Origin of the sequence: Stenotrophomonas sp. (genome assembly GCF_032066555.1) — a bacterium.
Classification (GTDB): Bacteria; Pseudomonadota; Gammaproteobacteria; order Xanthomonadales; family Xanthomonadaceae; genus Stenotrophomonas.
The window spans coordinates 104,073-125,510 of record NZ_DAMBKV010000002.1; the positions used below are offsets into that span (position 1 = coordinate 104,073).

The following is a 21,438-nucleotide window of genomic DNA, read 5'->3' on the forward strand; positions in this document are numbered from 1 at the left end:
AGCTTTACTGCGGCAGCACTTCAAGCGTGGCGACGTAGCTCAGGCGGCGGACGTTGGCCTGCGGGATCGAGGTTTTGTTGTCCTCGGTGCCGGTTTCCAGCCAGTACATGCCCGCCTGCGGCCAGGTTACCGAGAACTCGCCGTTGGCGTCCGTGGTGACCTTGATCTCTTCCTGGGCGTTGCGGTAACGGGTGCCACCACGGGTGATCTCGACTTCCAGGCCAGCGTGCGGCTTGCCATCAACCAGCAGCTTGAACCTGGCCTGCTCACCGGCAAACAGGTCGTTCGGATGGCCCAGGGCAACCAGTTCCATGCCCTTGCCGGTCGGCGCCAGAGCGGTGTCGTTCGGCTTGCCGTTGGTAACGAAGGTCTCGATGCGGCCGGCGGTCTCGGAGACCTTCAGGTCCTTGGCGTCCTTCGGTACTTCGGTGGCGAAGGTGGCGGCGTTACCGCGCCAGCGCTTGGGCTTGCCGTCTTCCTGCCAGTTGGCCGACAGGCCGGCATTGACGGTGGCCAGGCGGTAGGTGCCCTGCTGGGTCAGTTCGACGTCGAACACGCTGCGGTACTTGCCGGTGGCGGCATTCTGCGGCTGCACGGTGCTGCCGTCCGGTGCGGTGATCACCAGGTTGTCCAGGCGCAGCGGCACGTGGTTGAAGTAGAACAGGTCGTTGGAAACGGCCGCATCCACGGTGATCCACGGGTTGGTACCGGCAATGACGGTCTGCGACGGCTGCAGCCAGGCCTTGTGGGCGGCGGCGGAGAACGGCAATGCTGCAGCGATGGTGGCGGCAAGCAGGAGGGAACGCTTCATCGGTTGGCTCCGTTGGTAAGGGGGATCAGGGCTTGACGGCGAGGGTGACGGTGCCGAGTTCGGAGGTGCCCTGGGCACGGCCGTTCTGCGCGGCACGGGCCGGCCAGGTGAAGGGAATCTTGACCAGTTCGCGGCCACCGACTTCGCGTGCGGCTTCCACCACCAGCGAGTACTGGCCGGCGGGCAGCGCGCGCAGTTGCGGCTGGCGGTCGCTGAAGCTGAGCTGGTGCTTGCCGACCGGGCGGGTCGGGCCGGTCACGCCATCGACCGGCACCTGCAGGGTGCGGCCGCTCTTGCGCCACCACTGGCGCAGGTCCGGCAGCCACTTGGTGCCATGGCCTTCGGCAGTGTCCTTGAGCTGATACCAGACCGACAGGTTGGCGGCGACCTGCTGGTCGGCACCTTCGATCCACACCGCGACATACGGGCGGTGGTATTCGGCCACGTTGAGCTTGGGCACTTCGACGTTGACGTCGAGGCTGGCGGCGTAGGCGGCAGGAGCGGTGGCAATCAAACCGCTCAGGGCGATGGTCAGGGTGACGCGCATGGTGCGACTCCGGAGAGAAAGACGGTCAATGGATGAGGAGCAGGGCGATCAGCAGCGGGATCAGCAAACCCAGGCCGACCAGCGGCCAGGTCATGCGCCGCTGCCGCGCATGCAGATGCAACAGGAACAGGCCGGTGATGCAGAACACCAGGCAGGCCACCGCAAAGACGTCGAGGAACCAACCCCAGCCCGGGCCCGCATTGCGGCCCTTGTGCAGGTCATTGAAATAAGAGACCCAGCCGCGACGGGTTTTTTCAAACTCCACCGCGCCGGTTTCGCGATCGATGCTCAACCAGGCATCGCTGCCGGGGCCGGGCATGGACAAATAGATTTCTTCCGGCGACCACTCGGCCTCGCGGCTGCCAATGGACACTTCCAGGCGATTGGATAGCCAATCCGCTACGCGCGCGGGCAGTGGTGCGTTGCCGTCTTCGCGATCACCCAGCGCCTTGAGCACCGGCGCTGGCAGTTCCAGTTGCTGGTTCTGCACCTGCGGCTTGGCTTCGATCCTGGATGCGTGGTTCAGGGTGATGCCGGTCAGCGAGAACAACAGCATGCCGACCAGGCAGACCGCCGAGCTGATCCAGTGCCACTGATGCAGGGTGCGCAACCAGAAACCGCGGCTGGCCTGTTGTTGCACGATGGTGGTGCTGCGATCTGCGGACACGGGGAAAGAGGGGATGGAAGGAGTGCGATTAGATCACTAATGAGAATGATTCGCAATTTGTATCGATTTGTATCCAAAAGACCGCCAAACTCACTCCGCGAGGATGTCGGGTGCCTGGGCACGCCGGCGGCGCAGTGATGACAGCTTCTGCAACGGCTGTTCCAGGAGTCGCCAGGACACGAGCCCGGCACCAACACAGGCCAACAGGGTCAACAGCACGAACAGGCCGGATTGCCAGGTGGTGCTGTTCCACCCGCTTTTCTGCCAGAGTCGGCCCGCGGCGGAAATGACGAAGACATGGCTCAGGTACAAGGAATAGGAGCTGTCGCCGATCCGTAGCAGCGCAGGTGGCAGCACTGGCGCGCTGGCACGCTCCCAGCGCACCAGTCCGAGGGTCAGCAGTGCTGCTGGCAGGCCAAAGCCAAGTGCGCGCAGTGCCGCCGAGGGCGCGGCGGCATCCAGGCCAGCAAGTATCAGCAGCGTAGACAGGAAGCCCGCCGCGCCCAACCCGGCCACCGGAAGTGCGAGAGCTGCGGGCAGTCGTTGCCAGTACAGGCCAACCAAGGCACCTGCGATGAACTCAAGGGTAAGTGGGCTGCTGGCAACAAGCTGCCATGGCGCGGCGGCGGGGCCCAGCAGTTGCTGCGCACACAGGGTCAGCACAGCCCAGCCGAGCAGCAGCCAAGGCAACAGCGATTCACGGGCGAAGGCGATCATGCCGGCCATCACCAGGTAGAAGAACATCTCGTGGATCAGCGTCCAGCCCACGGTGAGCAGCGGTAGCTGTGATTGCGGCCAGAGCAGATAGGAGGCAACGATGCTCTGGTCCTGGTAGGAACTGTTGGCCATGCCCGGCGCCAGCAGCATCAGCGCCACCACCACGCTGGTGTAGAGCCAATACAGTGGCAGAACGCGCCAGCAACGACGCAGCAGGAAACGCCCGGCATTGTGGGGGCTGCCGTAGCTGCCGGCGGCAATCGTGGTCATCACAAAGCCGGACAGCACGAAGAACAGATCCACGCCACTGTCGGCGTAGCGCATCAACGTCGGGATCAGCGGTGTGGTTGCAGAGTATTTCTGCTCCACGATCTGCAGGTGGAACACGACGACCAGCAATGCGGCAATGGCGCGCAGCGCCTGTACGGAGTGGAAAGTGCGGCTGGTCATTGAAAAAGCGGGGTTAAAGGTGTGCGGACTTTAGCACCGGGATCGTGGATCTGCCGGCACAGCCCAATGCCGCTCCCACAAAAAAATCCGATGCCAGCGTTCTGGCATCGGATTGCGGATAACGCAAACATCCGGTTGAACAGCATCCACCATCGGTGGGCACCGGCACCGGCGATGCAGGTGCCGGTGCCATGCGCCGCGGTGCTTAGAAGCGTGCGTTCAGCGACAGCCAGTAGCTGCGGCGCTGTTCCTTCACCGCGTAGTCGTCAACGCAGCTGTATTCGCTGGGCGAGGTCAGGATGCACGACTGCGCGACGAAGTCCTTGTCGAACAGGTTGTTGACGCGTGCATTGACGGTCAGCCAGTCGTTGAGCTTCCAGCTGCCGCCCAGGTGGAAGGTGGTGTAGTCCTCGTAATAACGCACGGTCGAGCTGCTGACGCCTCCGATGTTGGAGACCAGCGTGTCGCGGTAACGGTCGTAGCGGCCTTCGCCGATCAGGCTCAGGCTGATGGCCTCGTTGAGCTGCCAGTTCAGGCTGGCATTGGCCATGTGCTTGGCCGGATTGCCGGCGATCGGCTGGCCCTTGGTGGCACCGCTGGTCTGTTCGCTCTTGGTATAGGTGTAGTTGCCGCGCAGCTGCAGGTTGTCGAGCAGGTCAACGTGGCTGGCCAGTTCGACGCCGCGGGTTTCGGCCTTGTCCAGGTTCACGCTCTGGCTGAAGACGCTGTAACCCAACGCCGCCCAGCCCGGGCCCACGTCCACGCAGTAGCCGCTGTTGGCAGGCGCCACTTCGCAGTTGGCGAAGCTGCCGCCGCTGGCGATCTTGTCGTCGAAGCGGTTGAGGAAGGCAGTGGCGTTGAAGCCCCAGCGGCCGCCGTCGTAATAGGTGGCGATTTCGTAGTTGGTGCTGGTTTCCGGCTTCAGGTGCGGCGAACCGACCATCGGGATCACGCCCTGGCCACCGAAGCCGGTGACACCTGGGAACAACTGGTCCGGACGCGGGGTCTTGTAGCCGGTGCTGATGCCGCCCTTGACGGTCCAGGCATCGTTGGCATTCCACACCAGGTAGGCGCGCGGGCTGACATGGCTGCCGAAGATGTTGTGGTGGTCATAACGCAGGCCCAGGGTCGCGGTAAGTGCGTCGGTCAGCGCCCAGTTGTCCTCGGCGAACACCGACCAGGTGCGGTGCTTCTGCTTGACGTTGTCGCGGTAGCCGTTGCCGTCCATGCCGAACACGCCGTCGGTCATGTCGGTGTTGTTGTACTGGCCACCGACGGTGACCTTGTGCGCACCGAAGCTCAGGTCGAGCATGGTGTCGAGCACCATGGCATCCAGTTCCATCGTGCGCAGCGGACGCGGCAGGAAGGCCTCCAGGCGCGCGCGCTCGGCGTCATTGAGCACCGACAGGTTGCCGCTGGCCATGTTGCAGTTGGCCGCCTGGCCGCGGCGTCGGCAGACATCGTTCCACAGTGTCTGCAGGTCGGCGCGTTCGGCCAGGGTCAGCGGCAGCGAGCGGCCGAGGTTGTTGCTCTGGGTGCGCGACAGGCTGGTCTGCCAGGTGCCGAAGTCGTAGCGGCCCTGGTGGGTCAGCGACAGCTGGTCCAGCTCATAGCGCTGGTAGGCGGTATAACCCACGCGCGGCTGCACCACGCGGCGGCTGGTGGTGCCGCCGTTGCCGTTGGGGATGGTGGCCACGCCGCTGCGCCACAGGCTTGCAGCACTGTCCAGGGTGCCGGTCTGGCCCTGGCTGTTGTCGTATTTCTGGCGTGATACGTCGTAGTCCAGCCACAGGTCGTGGTTGTCGCTGGCCTTGAAGTTCAGGCGGATGCCGCTGTTCCAGTTGGTGTTGGCGACCGCCTTGCCACCGCCGCCAAAGCCAAGCGCACGTTCCCAGCGGCTGCCATCGGGCAAGGGCAGGGAATCCCATTCGGGGCGCGACTCGTCGATGTCGTACCAGCTGCCGCGCACGGTCATGCCGAGGCGGTCCTTGATCAGCGGGCCGCTGAGGTACAGATCGGTGGTGCGGGCGTCGCCGAAGGCATCTTCCTGCTGCACGGTGAAGCCCTGCGTCACCGAACCATGCCATTCGTTCTGGTTGCGGCGGGTGATGATGTTGATCACGCCGCCCATGGCGTCGGCACCGTACAGGGTCGACATCGGGCCGCGTACCACTTCGATGCGCTCCACCGCGTCCAACGGCGGCATGTAGGCGAACTGGCCGCCGCCGAAGTTGTTCGGGTACAGGTTGCCGACATTGCTCTGGCGGCGGCCGTCGATCAGAACCAGCGTGTACTCGGAGGGCATGCCGCGCATGGAGATGGTGGCGCGGCCGTTCTTGTCGGTGGTTTCCATGCCGACGTCGATGCCCTCGACGTCACGCAGTGCGTCGACCAGGCTGGTGTAGGGACGCAGCGCCAGTTCCTCGCGGCTGACCACGCTGATGCTGGCCGGCGCATCGGTGATCTTCTGCTCGAAGCCGCTGGCGGTGACGACCACCTTGTCCAGCGTGGTCGGCGCACCGCTGCCGTTGGCGTGTGCACTGGCACTGATGGCGCCGAGCACGGCGAGGCTGAGCAGTTGGCGGGAAACGGACACGCGGTGACGCTGGCGCAGGGCCATGGGAATACCTCGATCTTGGAAATGCGGAGAGCAGTTGCAATCGCTGCTGGCGCTGGGCGCGTGCAGGGCAAACTGGGAAGAAGAAAGGGATGTAGCGGAAACGACTACGTGTGGAACGTCAGCTCAGCGGTGGCGCTTGCCCACGCTGCTGGCGTGGGCTGGCCAGTGCATGGGCAATGACCGGCTCGGATGCCGGGATGACCGTGCGGATGGGAGTGACGTCGACCACTGCAGACAGCAGCGGCTGCACATCTGGCTGGGGCTGGACTGCGCGTGGCGCGCGCAACTGTGCTACCCGGCGCAGCTTGGCCGGGCTTTCTTCTTCCAGGTGGCGTTCGCCGCCTTGACGTTCTTCAGCCGGCGCCGAGGCATGGCCGCTCTGGGTCAGGCCAAGCCGGGAAAACTGGGCGCCGTTCTGGCATAGCGCTGCCAGCAGCGACAGCAACAACAGCATGCACAAGGCCAGCGGACGCAGGCTGACAGCGCCGGAACTGGCGTTGTTCTGTGCGTGCTGGCGCTGTGGTTGGTGCATGCGTATCCCCGGATTGCGGACGCGGCGACAGGGGCCGGCGTGCGCGGTGCGGCATTGTAGATACGATTAGTTAACTTTTGCAAATGAGAATTGATATCAATTTGACGAATATCAATCGCTGATTGGCATCATGTGTGGCAGCCGACGTAGCCCGGGTAAGCGCAGCGCACCCGGGAGGCGGGGATCTATCGAATTTTCTGCGGTGGGCCCCGCGGCCCCGGGTGCGCTTTGCTTACCCGGGCTACGCACTCTCTGCCGGCGGCGCTATGTGTTGCTCAGGTCTCAGCCCACTGCCGCAGCAGGTTGTGATAGATGCCGGTGAGGCTGACCAGGGAGGGGTGTTGCGGGCAATCCTGGGTGAGCTGCTGGATGGAGGTATCCATCTCCCACAGCAGGCGGCGGTGGGCATCGTCACGGACCATGCTCTGCACCCAGAAGAACGAGGCCAGGCGCGCGCCGCGCGTCACCGGCTGCACCTTGTGCAGGCTGCTGGACGGATACAGCACCAGGTCGCCGGCCGGCAGCTTCACTTCATGCTCGCCGTAGGTGTCGGCAATGATCAGCTCACCGCCGTCGTATTCCTCCGGCTCGCACAGGAACAGCGTGCAGGACAGATCCGAACGCAGCTGCTCGCCCTGGCCGAGGTTCATCACCGAACCATCGACATGGAAGCCGTAAGTACCACCACCGGCATAGCGGTTGAAGCGCGGCGGCAGGTATTTCAGCGGCAGCGCGGCGCTGAAGAAGGACGGATTGCGGGCCAGCGCCAGCAACACGGTCTCGCCCAGTTCGCGGCGTAGCGCAGAGTTCTCCGGCAACTGCTCGTTGCGCTTGGCATGGGTACCGAGATGGCCGACGGTTTCGCGGCCGTCGGTCCAGTCGGCGGCGTCCAGCTTGCGGCGGAACTGCGCGATCTGTTCGGCGCTGAGTACGTTGGGAATATGCAGCAGCATGGGAGTTCCTCGGCGCCTGGCTCAGGCGACCAGTGCGCGGATCTGCGGATGGGGGGAGGCGGCCAGCTCGGGCACGATATGCGCCATGAACGCCGGGCTGCCATGGGCAAGGGCCAGCCGCAGCCAATGCACGGCCTGCTCGACCTGGCCCTGCTGCAGCAGGATGGAGGCGAGGTTGGCCTGGCCACGGAAATCGCCGGCTTCGGCCGAACGTTGATACCAGGCAAGGGCGGCCTGTGGATCGCGTTCGATGTCCAGGCCGTCTTCCAGATGCCGCGCCAGCAGGTTCATCGATTTGGCGTGGCCCATATGCGCGGCCTGGGTATACAGCGCCAGCGCCCGCGGCCGGTCCTGTGGCACGCCGCGGCCGGTGGCCAGCAGGTTGGCATGGTTGTACATGCCCCAGTCCAGCCCGGCCTCGGCGGCATTGCGGTACCAGACGGCAGCCAGCGTGGCGTCGGGTGTGCAACCCTGGCCCAGCTCATGGCAGCGGCCGAGCATGTTCATCGCCAACGCGCTGCCGTTGTTGGCGGCGGTCTCGTACCAGAGCAGGGCGGCGTGTTCGTCACGCGCCACGCCCTTGCCTTCGATGTAGAGCTGGGCCAGCAGCAGCTGTGCATCCAGCTGGCCATCCAAGGCGGCCTCGCGGACCTGTGTGAACGTACCCTGCGGATCGCTCAGCAGCTGTTGTGCCAGCGTGTTGGTATCGGTGGGTAAGGGATTGGACATGGTCTTGCCTGTGACCCGATTTGCAGCGGCTTCTGCTGCGGATGGTAGCCAGTGCAGGAGGGGGCCGTCGCCTGTTGCGGTGGGACCGGAAAAGCACAACGGCGGCAGGTTTGCACCTGCCGCCGCTGCGGGTCATGCCTGGATCAGAACTTGACGTTCAGTGCCAGGGTGGCCGCGCGACCCGGGGCGATGCTCGCGTAGTGCGAGGCATAGGCCTTGGTGAAGTAGGTCTTGTCGGTCAGGTTCTGCACGTTCAACTGCAGGCTGATGTTGTCCTGGATGGCGTAGCCGATCATCGCGTCCCAACGGGTGTAGCTGGGAATCCATTTGGTGTTGGCCGCGTCGCCGTACTGCTTGTCGACGTAGCTTGCGCCACCACCGATGGTCAGGCCGAACGGCAGCACATAGGTGGTCCACAAGGTCGCGGCATGCTTCGGAGTGTTCGGGAACACGTTGCCGTTGTTCGGCGAGACGACGTACTGGCCTGCCGGGCAGGGCTGGCCGCGCGGCACGGTGACACCACAGACAAAACCGTTGTCCTTCAGCTCGGAGTCCATGTAGGTGTAGCCGGCAGAGACGTTCCAGCTGTCGGTGATCTGACCGGTGACGCCCAGCTCCAGGCCATTGATCGCCTTCTTGCCCGCGTTCTCGGTGTTGCCGGAGTCAACCGTGACGCGCGCATTGCTCATCTCGGTGTGGAAGATGGCGGCGGTCAGGTTCAGGCGCTTGTCGAGCAGGTCCCACTTGGTGCCCAGCTCGTAGTTCTTGGTTTCCTGCGGCTTCAGGTTCTGGATGGCGGCGCTGATCGAGTCATTGCCTTCACCGCTGTCCATGCCCGGCGGGGTCGAGGAGGTGCCGTAGGACAGGTAGATGCTGCCGTTGGCGGTCGGCTTGAACACCACGCCAGCCTGGTAGTTGAGGAAGCCGTCGCTGTTGCGCAGCACGGTCGGGGCCTTGTTCAGGACCGGGGTGACCTGTTCGGTGTCGTAGTCGTCCCAGCGCAGGCCGAGGTTGACCAGCCACTGTTCGGTGATCTCGATCGTATCAAACGCATACACCGATTTGGTCTTGGTGGTCTGCTCGATATCCAGCGCCTTGTTGCTGCGGGTCACCGGGTGGGTGGCCGCCCACGGATCCTTCGGGTTCGGGTTGTAGAAATCGGTGCAGTTGTAGCCGGTTGCCGCGCCGGTGGTCTTGCACACCTGGTTGTTGCCGATCGGGTTGTTGGTGCCGGCGCCGCCGATCACGTAGCTGCCCTTGCTGCTCTTTTCTTCGCTGTACTCGACGCCTGCGCTGTAGCTGTGCTTCAGGCCGCCGGTCTGGAACGCACCGGTCAGGCTCAGCTGGTCGGCGAAGGTCTTGGTGTCGATCGCACGGTTGTTGGTACGGCGCCACAGGGTGCCGTATTGCAGCGGGTTGTTCTTGCTGTCGTCCGGCTGGGTCCACAGGTAGTCATTGCTGGTATTGCCCAGACGCGCGATGTTGCGCAGCTTGTGCTCGCCGAACGCGTAGCTGGCGTCCAGGGTACTGATGTCGGCACGGGTGCGCTGGAAGTCGCGGTCGATCAGACCGTAGTAGTTGTTGCGGTTCGGAACCAGCGGTGCGCCGACGGTGGTCTTGGTGGCCGGGTCGCCGTACGGGAAGCCGCCGGCGTCGGGCAGGTCATCGGTTTCCAGGTGGTAGTGGCTGGCGATCAGCTGCAGCGGGCCGTTCAGGCCGAAGGCGATGGACGGTGCGATGCCCCAGCGGCTGACATTGGCGGCATCGCGGCCGGCGATGTCCGACTCGTGCTTGAGCAGGTTCAGGCGTGCGGCGATGCCGTCGCCGAGCACGTAGTTGGCATCGACGGTGCCGCGCGCATAGCTGTCGGTGCCGATGCCCATGCTGGCGCTGGTCTCGTTCTTCAGCTTCGGCGTCTTGCTGACCAGGTTGATGCTGCCGCCGCCGGAATCACGGCCACCGTAGGCCGAACTCGGGCCCTTGACCACTTCCAGCTGTTCCAGGTCGAACACTTCGCGGGTCTGCGTACCGACGTCGCGCAGGCCGTCGACGAACATGTTGCTTTGGCCGTCAAAGCCACGCAGGAACGGACGGTCACCGGTGGAGTTGCCACCTTCGCCGGCACCGAAGGTGATGCCCGGCACCATGCGCAGCGCGTCGACCAGGTTGGTCGCACCGATTTCCTGGATGGTCTTCTCGCTGACCACGGCCACCGACTTCGGCGTATCCAGCAGTTCAGCGGTGAACTTGGGCGAGGACGGCGCGAACCAGCTGCCGCGGACCTGCACCTGGTCCAGGTCGGTGGCCTTGTTCTTGGCCGAATCGGCATCTGCGTCGGCGGCCAACGCGGTCAGCGGCGAGAAGCCGGCAGCCAGGGTGGCGGTGGCGAGCATGGTGGCGCGCGGTGCGTACTTGCGGGTCTTGATATGGGTCATGGACGGGTATATCCGGGAGAAAAGAAACGGACTGGCACGACAGGCCGGATGGCGCTGCGGGCGGAAATCGGGAGCGGGAGGTCAACGACGGCGCGTAGCGGACGCGCGAATTCGCCTGCGGCGACTTAAGCGGCGTGGGTACGCGGCGGGGCGTGGCCGGGATTGAGCAGCAGGCAGGGTGCCAGCGGGTAGCGCTGGGCACGTTCAACCGCGTGCTGCAGCAGCGTGTCGCTGGCGGCAGTCAGGAAGACGCGGTTGGGAGTGAACGAGGCCGGCCGCAACGGGCTGGACAGCATGGGTGCAGGTCGTTGCTTGCCGACACGTGAGGATTCAGCACCGGATTCGCTGATCGCGGTCATCTGCAGCGGCTGCTGCGGATGGCCGGGTTCAGGCGAGACCTGCACCTGTTCGAAACCTGCCAGCGCCGTCGGGACTGCACCCTCCGCCTTGGCCTGCAGAGCCACGGCCCAGACCAGCAACATGCCGAACACCAGCATCAGCCAAGGCAGGCGCTGCCGCACGATGGCGACGGTCAGCGTAGGAGCCTTGGTGGAGGGGGGGGACATGGGGAAAGATGCGAGCCGTTAATTTCGCGTTATCGCGACAGATGCGCATCTTATTGAGAATTGTTTGCGTTTTCAATGCCATCACCTACCGGACAGTGCCGGTCGCCGGTCGCCGGGTGCATAGTGCCGATCAGCCGGATGCAGGCAAGGGTAGGGAAAAGGGTGAGGACAGCAGCCGCCAGCGCTGGGGAGCTGCCCACCGGCGTGCCGGGGGCAGCCAGCACTCCTCCGGATCAGCCCAGCGGCCGGGTGCTTAGTCGCGGTCGTCGCGCGACCAGATGCCGCCGTGTTCGCGCTTTACCGGGAACTTGGGTACGGCTGTATAGGCGGGCGCGCACAGGGCGCGGCCGTCGCGGATATCGAAGCGGGCACCGTGCAGGATGCACTCGATGCTGCCTTCGTCCGGGTCCAAGGTGCCGGAGGACAGTTCGAACTCCTCGTGCGTGCACTGGTCTTCCAGGGCATACAGCTCGCCGTCGAGATTGAACACCACGATCGGGGCGCCGGTGACTTCGTCGAAGCCGGTTTTCAGCTCGCCTGGCAGCAGTTCTTCGCTGGCGCAGATGAAGGTCCAGGTCTCGCTCATGCAGCGGCCCCCAGCGCCTTTTCCAGGATCTCGAACTGCAGGTCGTCGCGCTTGGGGATGCCAAAGCGCTCGTCGCCATACGGGAACGGCTTCTTGATGCCGGTGCGTACGTAGCCGCGGCGCTCGTAGAAGGCGATCAGTTCGTCGCGGCAGTCGATCACCGTCATCTGCATGGTGGGCAGCTGCCATTGCTCGGCGGCATGCTGTTCCGCGTGCTGCATCAATTGTTTGCCGATGCCGCCGCCCTGGACGGCAGGGCTTACCGAGAACATGCCGAAATAACCGTGGCCGTTCTCATCGGCGACGTGGCAGCAGGCCTGCAGTTGGCCGTCCTGTTCGGCGAGCAGGATCACGCTGCGCGGGCGGTCCAGATCGCCCTGGATGCCGGCGGCGTCGATGCGCTGGCCATCGAGGATATCGGCCTCGGTGGTCCAGCCCACGCGCGAGGCGTCACCACGGTAGGCGGAGGTGACCAGGTCGATCAGGGCCGGGATGTCGGCGGCGGTGGCGGTGCGGAAAGTGAGTGCGTCCATGCCGACATTCTATTCCCGGCGCGCGGGGCCGAACAGTTGGTCTCGTGCGGCAATAGCTGCTGTCACGGCCGGGTGGATTGATCCAGGAATTCAGCGACGCGATTCCACAGCATGCTGCGGTTGGCCGGGTCCAAAATGCCATGGCCTTCCTCGTCGAAATACAATTCAACCGGTGCATGGCCGGCCAGGTGCAACATCCGCGAGATGCGCCGGCTGTGCTCGAAGTCCACGCGCTGGTCCTCACGGCCATGGGCCAGCATCACCGGGAGGGTCAGCTCGTCATAGCGATAGAGCGGCGATATGGCACGCATGCCCGCCGCATCCTCGCTCGGGTTCCCCATCATTTTCTCCGCCAGCTGCCGGCCTTTCTCGCTGCGGGCGGTGTCGCTGGCAGTGAAGAACAACAAGCGGTCGCTGATCCCGGCGATGGAGACCACGCAGCGGAACCGTTGTGGCCAGCGGATGGCTGAAACCAATGCCGAGTATCCGCCGTAGCTGCTGCCAACCACGCACATGCGGGATGCATCGAGTGGGTACTGGGCCAGTGCCTGGCTGAGGGCAGCATCGATATCATCTTCAATGCGGGTGCCGTAGCTGCGGTGCCCGGCCTCGCGGAAGGCACGTCCATAGCCTTCCGAACCACGGAAATTGACCCGCAGCACGGCATAGCCGCGCGAGGCCAGGAACTGCACTTCCGGATCGAAATGAAGGCTGTCGGCAACGCCGATGGGGCCGCCGTGCGGAAGGATCACGACCGGACGCGGTTGCTGGCCTGCCGGGAGTGTCAGGAAGGCTTCAACATCCAGGCCGTCATTCGCCTTGAATTTCAGCAGCTGGGTCGGGGCGAATTTCTGTGCTGTCAGCCAGGGATGGGATTGGGCCACCAACGAGGCACGATTTTGCCGGGTATCCAGATGGTAGAGCTGGGGTGGCGTATCGGCGCCATCCACGCGCACCACCAGGTTGCTGCCGTCACGGCTGCGTTCGACCAACTGCACGGCCAACCCGGCGAACGCCGTGCCGAGCTGCTTGGCAATACGTGCGTCGCCATCCTGGAAGTACTCGGAGAGCAATTGCCCATCGCGATAGAACTCCACCCCGATCGGAACCCGCGCATCGTCGAAGATCACCGAGTGAACATCGGTGCCGGGTTGCGAGTACAGGGTGCGGGTCAGTGCGCGGCTTGCAACGTCATACTCGACCAGATCCCGCTGACTGCGTTTGTCGTCCGTGAGCGCATAGATCTTGCTGGCGTCCGCGGAGATGGCGACCGGATCGAAGCCGAGCTCGTCCGAAAGCACCATGACATCCTTGAAGCCATCCGCCTGGCGATGCACCAGCACATGGTCTTCGCCGCGGCGGACAACGCCCAGCCGCAGCTCGCCCATGCCATCGACAAACCACCAGGTGTCGTCGTTTATTCCGCTGTTGATGCGACTGCGCAGTGTTGGCCGAAAGCCTTCGACCGCGGCTTGTCTGGCAACATTGAGCGGGTGGACCATCAGCTGGCCTTCCCGCGACTGGCTTGCGAACAGGATATGGCCCGGTTTGCCCGGCAGCAGGTCCAGGACGCGGCCCTCGATGGGCAGCAGGTAGCTGGAATAGTGCGGCTTGCCATCGGCGGCGGTCGTGATGTGCAGTACCGAAACCCGGTTCAGTCCGTTGGACAGGCGCACGGATGTCAGCAAGGTGTCATCGTCCGCCCAGCGGAATGATGCCAACGGCATGTCGCTGGTGCCGAGCCTGGTCTGGATGCTGGATCGGAGGTCGATCAGGTCGACGCTCCAGTGCGTATCGTCCTGTCGAACCTGCAGAGCCAACAGGGTGCCAGCGGGATTCAGGCTGGTGCCCAGGATCTGCGGGGGCTGCCAATAGGGAGTGATCTCCGGCTTGCCCTTGTCCTTGTCGCGGTTTGCAGTAACCGCTGGCGGCGATGTTGCTGCGATGACCTCGGCAGGAAAGGTAACTGGCCCGGCTTTTTCCCTGTAGAAAGCCGGAAACGGGTCAGGGTAGCGGCCGACATGGGTGAAGCTGAAGTTTGCATACAGCGCCGGGTGGGTGCGTTGCAACCAGTCAATTGCTGCGAGGCTGCGGTTGGAACGATGAACATCAGCACGCCATAGCGAACTGGGACGGAACACTAGGTCGCCGGGATAGACGATGGTGCCAGCATCGACCTGGAATTCTAGTTCCTCGTCCTCCTTGAGCATGTAGCGGAAGTCGCCGAAGGGCCGGAGTTCGCGCCAGACATAGCGTCCAGCGGTAGCGACATAAAGGCGATAGTTGTGGCCGGCTCGCAGGCGGGACATCACGCCATCGCCCCAGACCTTGCCATCGCGGTTCAGGCGGACCGAATCCAGGGCGATGCTGGTGTCCACGGCGGCAAGGATCAGCGCTTCGCCTGGTTTGAGCACGGGCACCTCGCCGGGCTTTACCGGCTCGATGGCGGCCCAGCCGAGGATTGGCCAACACAGGCAGGCAAACAGCAGCCATAGCCGCATGCTCAACGATGACAAACAGCGTCCGTGCTTCATTCCGGCCCCCGATCTTGTTCAGCAAGGCTTGCATGATGCACAGCGGGAGACAAGGGGCGCGGAGCACTGGTTGGGCGCTTTTCAGTGACGCCGTTTGTGCAGTGGAAGCAGGGAGTCTGCCAGTGCTCGAAGCTTGGGTCCCTGCCTTTGCCGTAGACAAGGGAGAGGTTGGCTGTTTGTTCTGGAGGCGCGGGGCGCAGCGTGTGCCGCTGATGCGTGGTGCGGGTGTTTTTCTGAAGTCCCCTGCCGAGCATGGCTCGGCACTACAGGTGAAGCGCTTGCCGAGCATGGCTTGGCATCACGCTCCCTCCCTTTGCCGCAGGCAAGGGGGAGGGCTGGGGAGGGGTTGAGCTTTGTGCTGTTGGAACTGTGGTTTCGCGGCTCACGCCGCTCCTGCAAAACCAGTGTTGCGCCTTAGCCCCTCTCCCGTTTACGGGAGAGGGGTTGGGGTGAGGGTGCTTTTGCTGTTTGAATCTCGGTCTGTAGTGTTATCGGCTTCGCGGCTTGTGGCCCGAGGCCACCCAGCGCCGCTCCTACAAAGCCAGCGCCGCTCAACCCAACAGGTTGCGCACTTTCTTCAACGCCGCCATGAAGGACTCGATCTCTTCATGCGTGTTGTAGAACGCCAGCGAGGCGCGGCAGGTGGCCGCGACACCGTAGTACTGCAGCAGCGGGTGCGCGCAGTGCTGGCCGGAACGCACGGCAACGCCTTGCAGGTCGAGCAGGGTCGCCAGGTCGTGCGCATGCGCGCCTTCGATCTGGAACGAAACCACCGCGGCCTTGTTCGGCGCAGTACCGAAGATGCGCAGGCCTTCAACGCGCTGCAGTTCTTCGGTGAAGTGGGCCAGCAGTTCCTGCTCGCGCGCTTCGATGTGCTCGCGGCCGAGTTCCTCCAGGTAGTCCACTGCGACGCCCAAGCCGATGAAACCGGCGATGTTCGGGGTGCCGGCTTCGAACTTGTGCGGGCCGTCATTGAACACGGTGCCGTCGAAGCTGACTTCCTTGATCATCTCGCCACCGCCAAGGAAGGGCGGCATGTCCTGCAGATGCTCGCGGCGTGCCCACAGCGCACCGGTGCCGGTGGGGCCGCACATCTTGTGGCCGGTAACGGCATAGAAGTCGCAGCCGATTGCTGCCACATCCAGAGTCAAGTGCGGTGCGGCCTGCGAACCATCAATGACGGTGACGATGCCGCGCTTGCGCGCTTCACGGCAGATATCGCGAACCGGGTTGATGGTGCCAAGCACGTTGGAAACGTGGGTGAGTGCCAGCAGCTTCACTTCCGGGGTCATTGCTGCATGCAGCGCGTCGAGGTCGAGGCTGCCATCGGGCTTGATCTCGGCCACGCGGATGCTGGCGCCGGTGCGCTCGGCAACCAGCTGCCACGGCACGATGTTGGCGTGGTGCTCCATGCGCGAGACCAGGATCACATCGCCAGCCTTCAAACGCGGCAAGGCCCACGAATACGCGACCAGGTTGATCGCGAAGGTGGTGCCGCTGCACAGCACCAGCTCATCGGCGCGCACGTTGAGGAAGCGCGCAAGTTTGTTGCGCGCGCCTTCGTAGGCGTCGGTGGCTTCGGTGCCGAGCGCGTGCACCGCGCGGCTGACGTTGGCGTTGTAACGGCGGTAGAACTCGTCCACCGCGCCGATCACCGACAGCGGCTTCTGCGCGGTATTGGCATTGTCGAAATACACCAGCGGCTTGCCGTTGACTTCGCGCATCAGCAGCGGGAAGTCGGCGCGCACGCGCTCCCAGTCGGGAGCGGTGGCCGGGTGGTGGATCGGACGCGGGGAACTGAGATTCATGCCATGCCTGCCTGTTGCAGTGCCTGGTCCAGGTGGCGGGCCAGCTTTTCGGTGAGAACGCCTTCCACCGCGGACAGCGGTTCGTGGCAGAACGCCGCGCTGAGCATGGCGCGGGCCTGTTCGGCCGGCACACCGCGCGAGCGCAGGTAGAACAGCGCATTGGCGTCGAGCTGGCCCACGGTGGCGCCGTGCGCCGCCTTGACCTCGTCGGCGTCGATCACCAGCGTTGGCTGGGTATCGATCTCGGCATCGGCCGACAACAGCAGGTTCTTGTTGGACAGGTTGGCATCAGTGCCGTCGGCACCTTCGCGGATGCCGATCCCGCCATGGAACACCACGCGGCTGCGGTTGGCCGCTACGCCACGCCACACCAGCTCGGCGCTGGTGTTCTTGGCGATGTGCTCGATGCCCAGGCGGGTATCGATATGGCGACGGCCAGTGCCCAGCAGCACGCCATTGGCGGTCAGCTTGGCGTTGTCGCCTTCCAGGCGCACGTTGAGCTCATGGCGGCTCAGTGCTGCACCCAGTTCCAGGTCGATACGGCGGTATTCGGCATCGCGGGCCAGCACCGCGTCGGTGCGCAGCAGCGAAGTGGCGCGCGCGCTGTCGGCCTGTACGCGGGCATGCGACAGCACCGCGTCCTGGGCGATGTGGACGTGGACGAGGGTGTTGTCCAGGTGCGCGCTGTCGCCAGCCTGCAGGTGGTGCTCGACCAGGCCGAACACGGCGCCACGGCGCAGCTCGACAAGGTGACGGTGATGCCAGGCGTGGTCGCTGGAATCCGCCGCGCTGACAAATACCAGATGCAGCGGGGTTTCGCTGACGATGCCGTCGGCGACCTGCACCAGCACGCCTTCATCGGCGAGTGCGGCATTGAGCTGGGCGAACACTTCTTCGGCGCGCTCGAAGCGACGGCCAAGGAAGCGCAGCGCCTCGGGCTCTTCGGCCTGCACGGCAGACAGGGTGCGCACCTGCACACCGGCATCCAGCGACGACAGATCGCTCAACGCAGCGCTGTGGCGACCGTTGACGAAGACCAGACGCGGCGACGGGATGTCAGCCAGCAGCGCGGCATCGATGTCCGGGGCCTGCAGCGGCGCGGCTGTGAAGCTGCGGCGCTCCAGCTGGCGCAGCGAGGTGTACTTCCAGGCCTCGTTGCGTGCGGCGGGCAGGCCGGTCTTGAGCGCAGCCTCAAGAATCGACTCCCGTTCGGCGATTTTCGTTGAATCCCCGCACATGGATGTGCGGGCTGTTGCGAAGGATTCGCGCAACGATTCCAGAAGAGCGCTCATTACTTGGCCGCCTCGCGGACCACGCGGTCCTTCAGGAAGTCATAACCGTGGGCCTCCAGCTCCAGTGCCAGTTCCGGGCCACCGGTCTTGACGATGCGGCCGTCGGCCAGCACGTGCACCACGTCCGGCTTGATGTAGTCGAGCAGGCGCTGGTAGTGGGTGATGACCAGGAACGAACGCTCCGGCGAACGCAGCGCGTTGACGCCATCGGCCACGCTCTTCAGCGCATCGATGTCCAGGCCGGAGTCGGTTTCGTCGAGGATCGCCAGCTTCGGCTCGAGCACGGCCAGCTGGAAGATCTCGTTGCGCTTCTTCTCGCCACCGGAGAAGCCTTCGTTGACGCCACGGTGCAGCAGCTCGTCCTTCAGGTGCAGCACGGCAAGCTTCTGCCGGACCAGCTTGAGGAACTGCATCGAGTCCAGCTCTTCCTCGCCACGGGCCTTGCGCTGTGCATTGAGCGCGGCGCGCAGGAAGTAGGTGTTGTTGACGCCGGGGATTTCCACCGGGTACTGGAAGGCCAGGAACAGGCCGGCGGCGGCGCGCGCTTCCGGTTCCAGTTCCAGCAGGTCGCCGCCTTCGAACTGCACGCTGCCGGCGGTGACGTCGTAGCCGTCGCGGCCGGACAGCACATTGCCGAGGGTGGACTTGCCTGCGCCGTTCGGGCCCATGATGGCGTGTACTTCGCCCGGCTTCACTTCCAGCGACAGACCCTTGAGGATTTCCTTGTCGCCGATGCTTGCGTGGAGGTTTTCGATCTTCAGCATGAGGGTGCGTTCTTCAATATGTAGGGTGCGGGGCGATCAGAGCTCGCCTTCGGCGCGATCGAGGAAGGTGGCGCGCAGCCACTGGGTGCGCTGCCGGGTCAGTTCGGCCTTGTTGGCCGAATACAGCATCGGGTACATCGAGCCGTACAGGACGCGCGGGTTCTCGTCCTTGCCCACCGGGTAGCGCGCTTCGATGTCGGCATCGCGCAGCGGGATCCACAGGCGCTGGGCGGCGCGCAGCTTGTCGATGGCGACCTGCTGGCCCTGCAGCTTCTGCATCACCTGCCGGTACACGGCATTGAGCTCGGCGTCGGCCGCGGTGGCTTCGGCGGCCGCACATTCGTTGATATCCAGCTGGGTGCGGGCGTCATCGCAGGCCTTGCCCGGCGATGCGGCGGAGGCTGCGAATGGCAGCATGGCCAACAGTAGCAGCGGCAGGCGGCTCATCCGACCGATCCTTCCAGCGACACTTCCAGCAGCTTCTTGGCTTCCACCGCGAACTCCATCGGCAGTTCCTTGAAGACCTGCTTGCAGAAGCCGTCGACGATCATCGACACCGCGTTTTCCTGGTCGATGCCGCGGGCGCGGCAATAGAACAGCTGGTCGTCGGAGATCTTGGAGGTGGTGGCCTCGTGCTCGACGGTGGCGCTGGGGTTCTTCACCTCGATATAGGGGAAGGTGTGGGCGCCACACTTCTTGCCGATCAGCAGCGAGTCGCACTGGGTGTAGTTGCGCGCGCCTTCGGCACCACGGTCAACCCGCACCAGGCCGCGGTAGGTGTTCTGGCCACGGCCGGCGCTGATGCCCTTGGAGATGATCTTGCTCTTGGTGCGCTTGCCGACGTGGATCATCTTGGTGCCGGTATCGGCCTGCTGACGGTGGTGGGTCAGCGCGACCGAGTGGAATTCGCCCACCGAGTCGTCGCCCAGCAGCACGCAGGACGGGTACTTCCAGGTGATGGCCGAGCCGGTTTCCACCTGGGTCCAGGTCACCTTGGAGCGCGCGCCACGGCATTCGGCGCGCTTGGTGACGAAGTTGTAGATGCCACCGACACCGTTCTCGTCACCCGGGTACCAGTTCTGCACGGTCGAATACTTGATTTCGGCATCTTCCAGCGCCACCAGCTCGACCACCGCGGCGTGCAGCTGGTTTTCATCGCGCATCGGCGCGGTGCAGCCTTCCAGGTAGGAGACGTAGGCCTTGTCTTCGCAGATGATCAAGGTGCGCTCGAACTGCCCGGTATTGCTGGCGTTGATGCGGAAATAGGTGCTCAGCTCCATCGGGCAGCGCACGCCGGCCGGGATGAAGACAAAGCTGCCGTCGGAGAACACCGCCGAGTTGAGCGCGGCGAAATAGTTGTCGCCGACCGGTACCACCGAGCCCAGGTACTTCTGTACCAGCTCCGGATAGTCGCGGATGGCCTCGGAGATGGAGCAGAAGATCACCCCCTTCTCGGCCAGTTCCTTGCGGAAGGTGGTGCCGACCGAGACCGAGTCGAACACCGCATCCACTGCCACGCCGGCCAGCTTCGCGCGCTCATGCAGCGGCACGCCGAGCTTTTCATAGGTGTCCAGCAATTCCTTGGGCACTTCGTCCAGCGACTGGTATTTCGGGCCCTTGGGCGCGGAGAAGTAGCTCAGCGCCTGCAGGTCGATCGGCGCGATCTCGAGCTTGGCCCAGTCCGGCTGACGCATGGTCAGGAAGTGGCGGTAGGCGTCCAGGCGCCACTGCGTCATCCACTCGGGCTCGTCCTTCTTGGCCGAGAGGGCGCGGATGACGTCCTCGTCCAGGCCCGGCGGGAACGACTCGGATTCGATCAGCGTGACGAAGCCTGCGTCGTATTTACGACCCAGCTGCTCATGGATTTCACGGTTCGGGCTGTCGACGGTGTCGACCGGTTCGATGATTTCGGTGGCCATCAGGGCTGCCTACGGTTGTTCAGGAGACGACGTCGGCGCTGATGCGGCGACGGTCGGCAAGCGGTAAGGGGTGCAGCATCTGCGCGAGGGTGACGCCGCGCAGGGCATCGGAAACCACGTCATTGATCAGCCGCCAGTTCGAGCGCACGCCGCATTGGCCGGCAAGGCCGCACTGGCTCTGCTCCTGGCTGCATTCGGTGATGGCCAGCGGACCTTCCATTGCTTCCAGGATCTCGATCAGGGTGATCTCCGAGGCCGGGCGGGTGAGCCGGTAACCGCCATGCACGCCGCGCAGGCCTTCGACCAGACCGGCCTGGGCCAGCGGCTTGAGCAGCTTGCTGACGGTGGGCGGCTCCAATCCGGCAGCTTCAGCCAGATCGGTCGCGCTCAGCACTTCGGCTGGCCGTGCGGCAAGCACGGTCAGGACGACGGTGGCGTAATCGGTGAGCTTGGTGACGCGCAGCATTGCGGGAGCGGGGGTATCAATGTGGACCAAAATTGTACGCTTTCTGGTCCGGGCGGCCAAGTTTTCCCGTTCAGCTGGCAGAAAACCCCGCCAATCATGGGACTGCGGCTGTTTCCTCTCCCCTTGCGGGAGAGGATGCCGAAGGCAGGAGAGGGGAGCGGCGAAGCCGCTGCGGTTCTCCTTTCCCCTTGCGGGAGAGGATGCCGAAGGCAGGAGAGGGAGCGGCGCAGCCGCTGGTTTTCGCTTCTACTTCCCCAAAAAGTCAGGCGCGCATAGTGGTGGGCTTCAATTCCGCGCCAACAGCTACCCCTCTCCCCAACCCTCTCCCGCAAGGGGAGAGGGGGCAAGAGCAGGTGCACGCGGAGCCATTGATCTTCTCCTCTCCCCTTGCGGGAGAGGATGCCGAAGGCAGGAGAGGGAGCGGCGCAGCCGCTGGTTTTCGCTTCTACTTCCCCAAAAAGTCAGGCGCGCATAGTGGTGGGCTTCAATTCCGCGCCAACAGCTACCCC

Annotated in this window: 19 protein-coding genes; all 19 read right to left on the reverse strand. The window is 64.4% G+C overall.

Annotated elements, in window-relative coordinates; all coding sequences use genetic code 11:
• Positions 1 to 4: 4 nt before the first annotated feature.
• The 19 genes from RT131_RS03775 to RT131_RS03865 all read right to left on the reverse strand — a co-directional run bounded on the left by RT131_RS03775 (position 5) and on the right by RT131_RS03865 (position 20,929).
• Positions 5 to 811 carry a DUF4198 domain-containing protein gene (locus tag RT131_RS03775; RefSeq protein WP_313170409.1) on the reverse strand — a complete coding sequence of 269 codons (807 nt, stop codon included), beginning with the start codon at positions 809 to 811 and terminating at the stop codon, positions 5 to 7.
• Positions 812 to 836: 25 nt separating this feature from the next.
• On the reverse strand, positions 837 to 1,358 hold the full coding sequence (locus RT131_RS03780) for a DUF2271 domain-containing protein (protein ID WP_313170411.1): 522 nt from the start codon (positions 1,356 to 1,358) through the stop codon (positions 837 to 839).
• A 25-nt stretch (positions 1,359 to 1,383) separates the two neighbouring features.
• The gene (locus RT131_RS03785; RefSeq protein WP_313170413.1) at positions 1,384 to 2,025 is read right to left on the reverse strand and encodes a PepSY-associated TM helix domain-containing protein; all 642 of its coding nucleotides are present in this window, start codon (positions 2,023 to 2,025) and stop codon (positions 1,384 to 1,386) included.
• A 90-nt stretch (positions 2,026 to 2,115) separates the two neighbouring features.
• On the reverse strand, positions 2,116 to 3,192 hold the full coding sequence (locus RT131_RS03790; protein WP_313170415.1) for an acyltransferase: 1,077 nt from the start codon (positions 3,190 to 3,192) through the stop codon (positions 2,116 to 2,118).
• A 205-nt stretch (positions 3,193 to 3,397) separates the two neighbouring features.
• Positions 3,398 to 5,812 (reverse strand): TonB-dependent receptor, encoded by a 2,415-nt coding sequence (locus RT131_RS03795; RefSeq protein ID WP_313170417.1) that lies wholly within the window; start codon positions 5,810 to 5,812, stop codon positions 3,398 to 3,400.
• Between the two features lie 118 nt (positions 5,813 to 5,930).
• Positions 5,931 to 6,344, reverse strand: a complete 414-nt coding sequence (locus RT131_RS03800; RefSeq protein WP_313170419.1) for a hypothetical protein — start codon at positions 6,342 to 6,344, stop codon at positions 5,931 to 5,933.
• Between the two features lie 275 nt (positions 6,345 to 6,619).
• On the reverse strand, positions 6,620 to 7,297 hold the full coding sequence (locus tag RT131_RS03805; RefSeq protein ID WP_313170420.1) for a Fe2+-dependent dioxygenase: 678 nt from the start codon (positions 7,295 to 7,297) through the stop codon (positions 6,620 to 6,622).
• Between the two features lie 21 nt (positions 7,298 to 7,318).
• The gene (locus tag RT131_RS03810; RefSeq protein WP_313170422.1) at positions 7,319 to 8,026 is read right to left on the reverse strand and encodes a tetratricopeptide repeat protein; all 708 of its coding nucleotides are present in this window, start codon (positions 8,024 to 8,026) and stop codon (positions 7,319 to 7,321) included.
• A 143-nt stretch (positions 8,027 to 8,169) separates the two neighbouring features.
• On the reverse strand, positions 8,170 to 10,461 hold the full coding sequence (locus RT131_RS03815; protein ID WP_313170424.1) for a TonB-dependent receptor: 2,292 nt from the start codon (positions 10,459 to 10,461) through the stop codon (positions 8,170 to 8,172).
• A 125-nt stretch (positions 10,462 to 10,586) separates the two neighbouring features.
• Positions 10,587 to 11,027, reverse strand: coding sequence for a hypothetical protein (locus tag RT131_RS03820; protein ID WP_313170426.1), 441 nt, complete (start codon positions 11,025 to 11,027; stop codon positions 10,587 to 10,589).
• A gap of 253 nt (positions 11,028 to 11,280) precedes the next feature.
• Entirely contained in the window at positions 11,281 to 11,613 is a 333-nt protein-coding gene (locus RT131_RS03825; protein WP_293706150.1) for a non-heme iron oxygenase ferredoxin subunit, read from the reverse strand.
• Entirely contained in the window at positions 11,610 to 12,146 is a 537-nt protein-coding gene (locus RT131_RS03830; RefSeq protein ID WP_313170428.1) for a GNAT family N-acetyltransferase, read from the reverse strand. The genes RT131_RS03825 and RT131_RS03830 overlap by 4 nt, the downstream gene beginning before the upstream one ends.
• A gap of 62 nt (positions 12,147 to 12,208) precedes the next feature.
• Positions 12,209 to 14,680, reverse strand: coding sequence for an alpha/beta fold hydrolase (locus tag RT131_RS03835; protein ID WP_313170430.1), 2,472 nt, complete (start codon positions 14,678 to 14,680; stop codon positions 12,209 to 12,211).
• A gap of 551 nt (positions 14,681 to 15,231) precedes the next feature.
• Positions 15,232 to 16,488: a cysteine desulfurase gene (locus tag RT131_RS03840; RefSeq protein WP_313170432.1), complete on the reverse strand. Its 1,257-nt coding sequence runs from the start codon at positions 16,486 to 16,488 to the stop codon at positions 15,232 to 15,234.
• Complete coding sequence (gene sufD, locus RT131_RS03845) at positions 16,485 to 17,780, reverse strand: Fe-S cluster assembly protein SufD (protein WP_313170434.1); 1,296 nt, start codon at positions 17,778 to 17,780, stop codon at positions 16,485 to 16,487. Before sufD ends, RT131_RS03840 begins: the two co-directional genes overlap by 4 nt.
• Positions 17,780 to 18,544 carry a Fe-S cluster assembly ATPase SufC gene (sufC, locus tag RT131_RS03850; RefSeq protein WP_313170436.1) on the reverse strand — a complete coding sequence of 255 codons (765 nt, stop codon included), beginning with the start codon at positions 18,542 to 18,544 and terminating at the stop codon, positions 17,780 to 17,782. The genes sufD and sufC overlap by 1 nt, the downstream gene beginning before the upstream one ends.
• 36 nt (positions 18,545 to 18,580) lie before the next feature.
• Positions 18,581 to 18,991, reverse strand: coding sequence for a lysozyme inhibitor LprI family protein (locus tag RT131_RS03855; protein WP_313170438.1), 411 nt, complete (start codon positions 18,989 to 18,991; stop codon positions 18,581 to 18,583).
• A complete protein-coding gene (gene sufB / locus RT131_RS03860; RefSeq protein WP_312370881.1) occupies positions 18,988 to 20,463 on the reverse strand; it encodes a Fe-S cluster assembly protein SufB in 1,476 nt (491 codons plus the stop codon). Before sufB ends, RT131_RS03855 begins: the two co-directional genes overlap by 4 nt.
• A 19-nt stretch (positions 20,464 to 20,482) precedes the next feature.
• Complete coding sequence (locus tag RT131_RS03865) at positions 20,483 to 20,929, reverse strand: SUF system Fe-S cluster assembly regulator (protein WP_057627263.1); 447 nt, start codon at positions 20,927 to 20,929, stop codon at positions 20,483 to 20,485.
• Between the last annotated feature and the right edge of the window lie 509 nt (positions 20,930 to 21,438).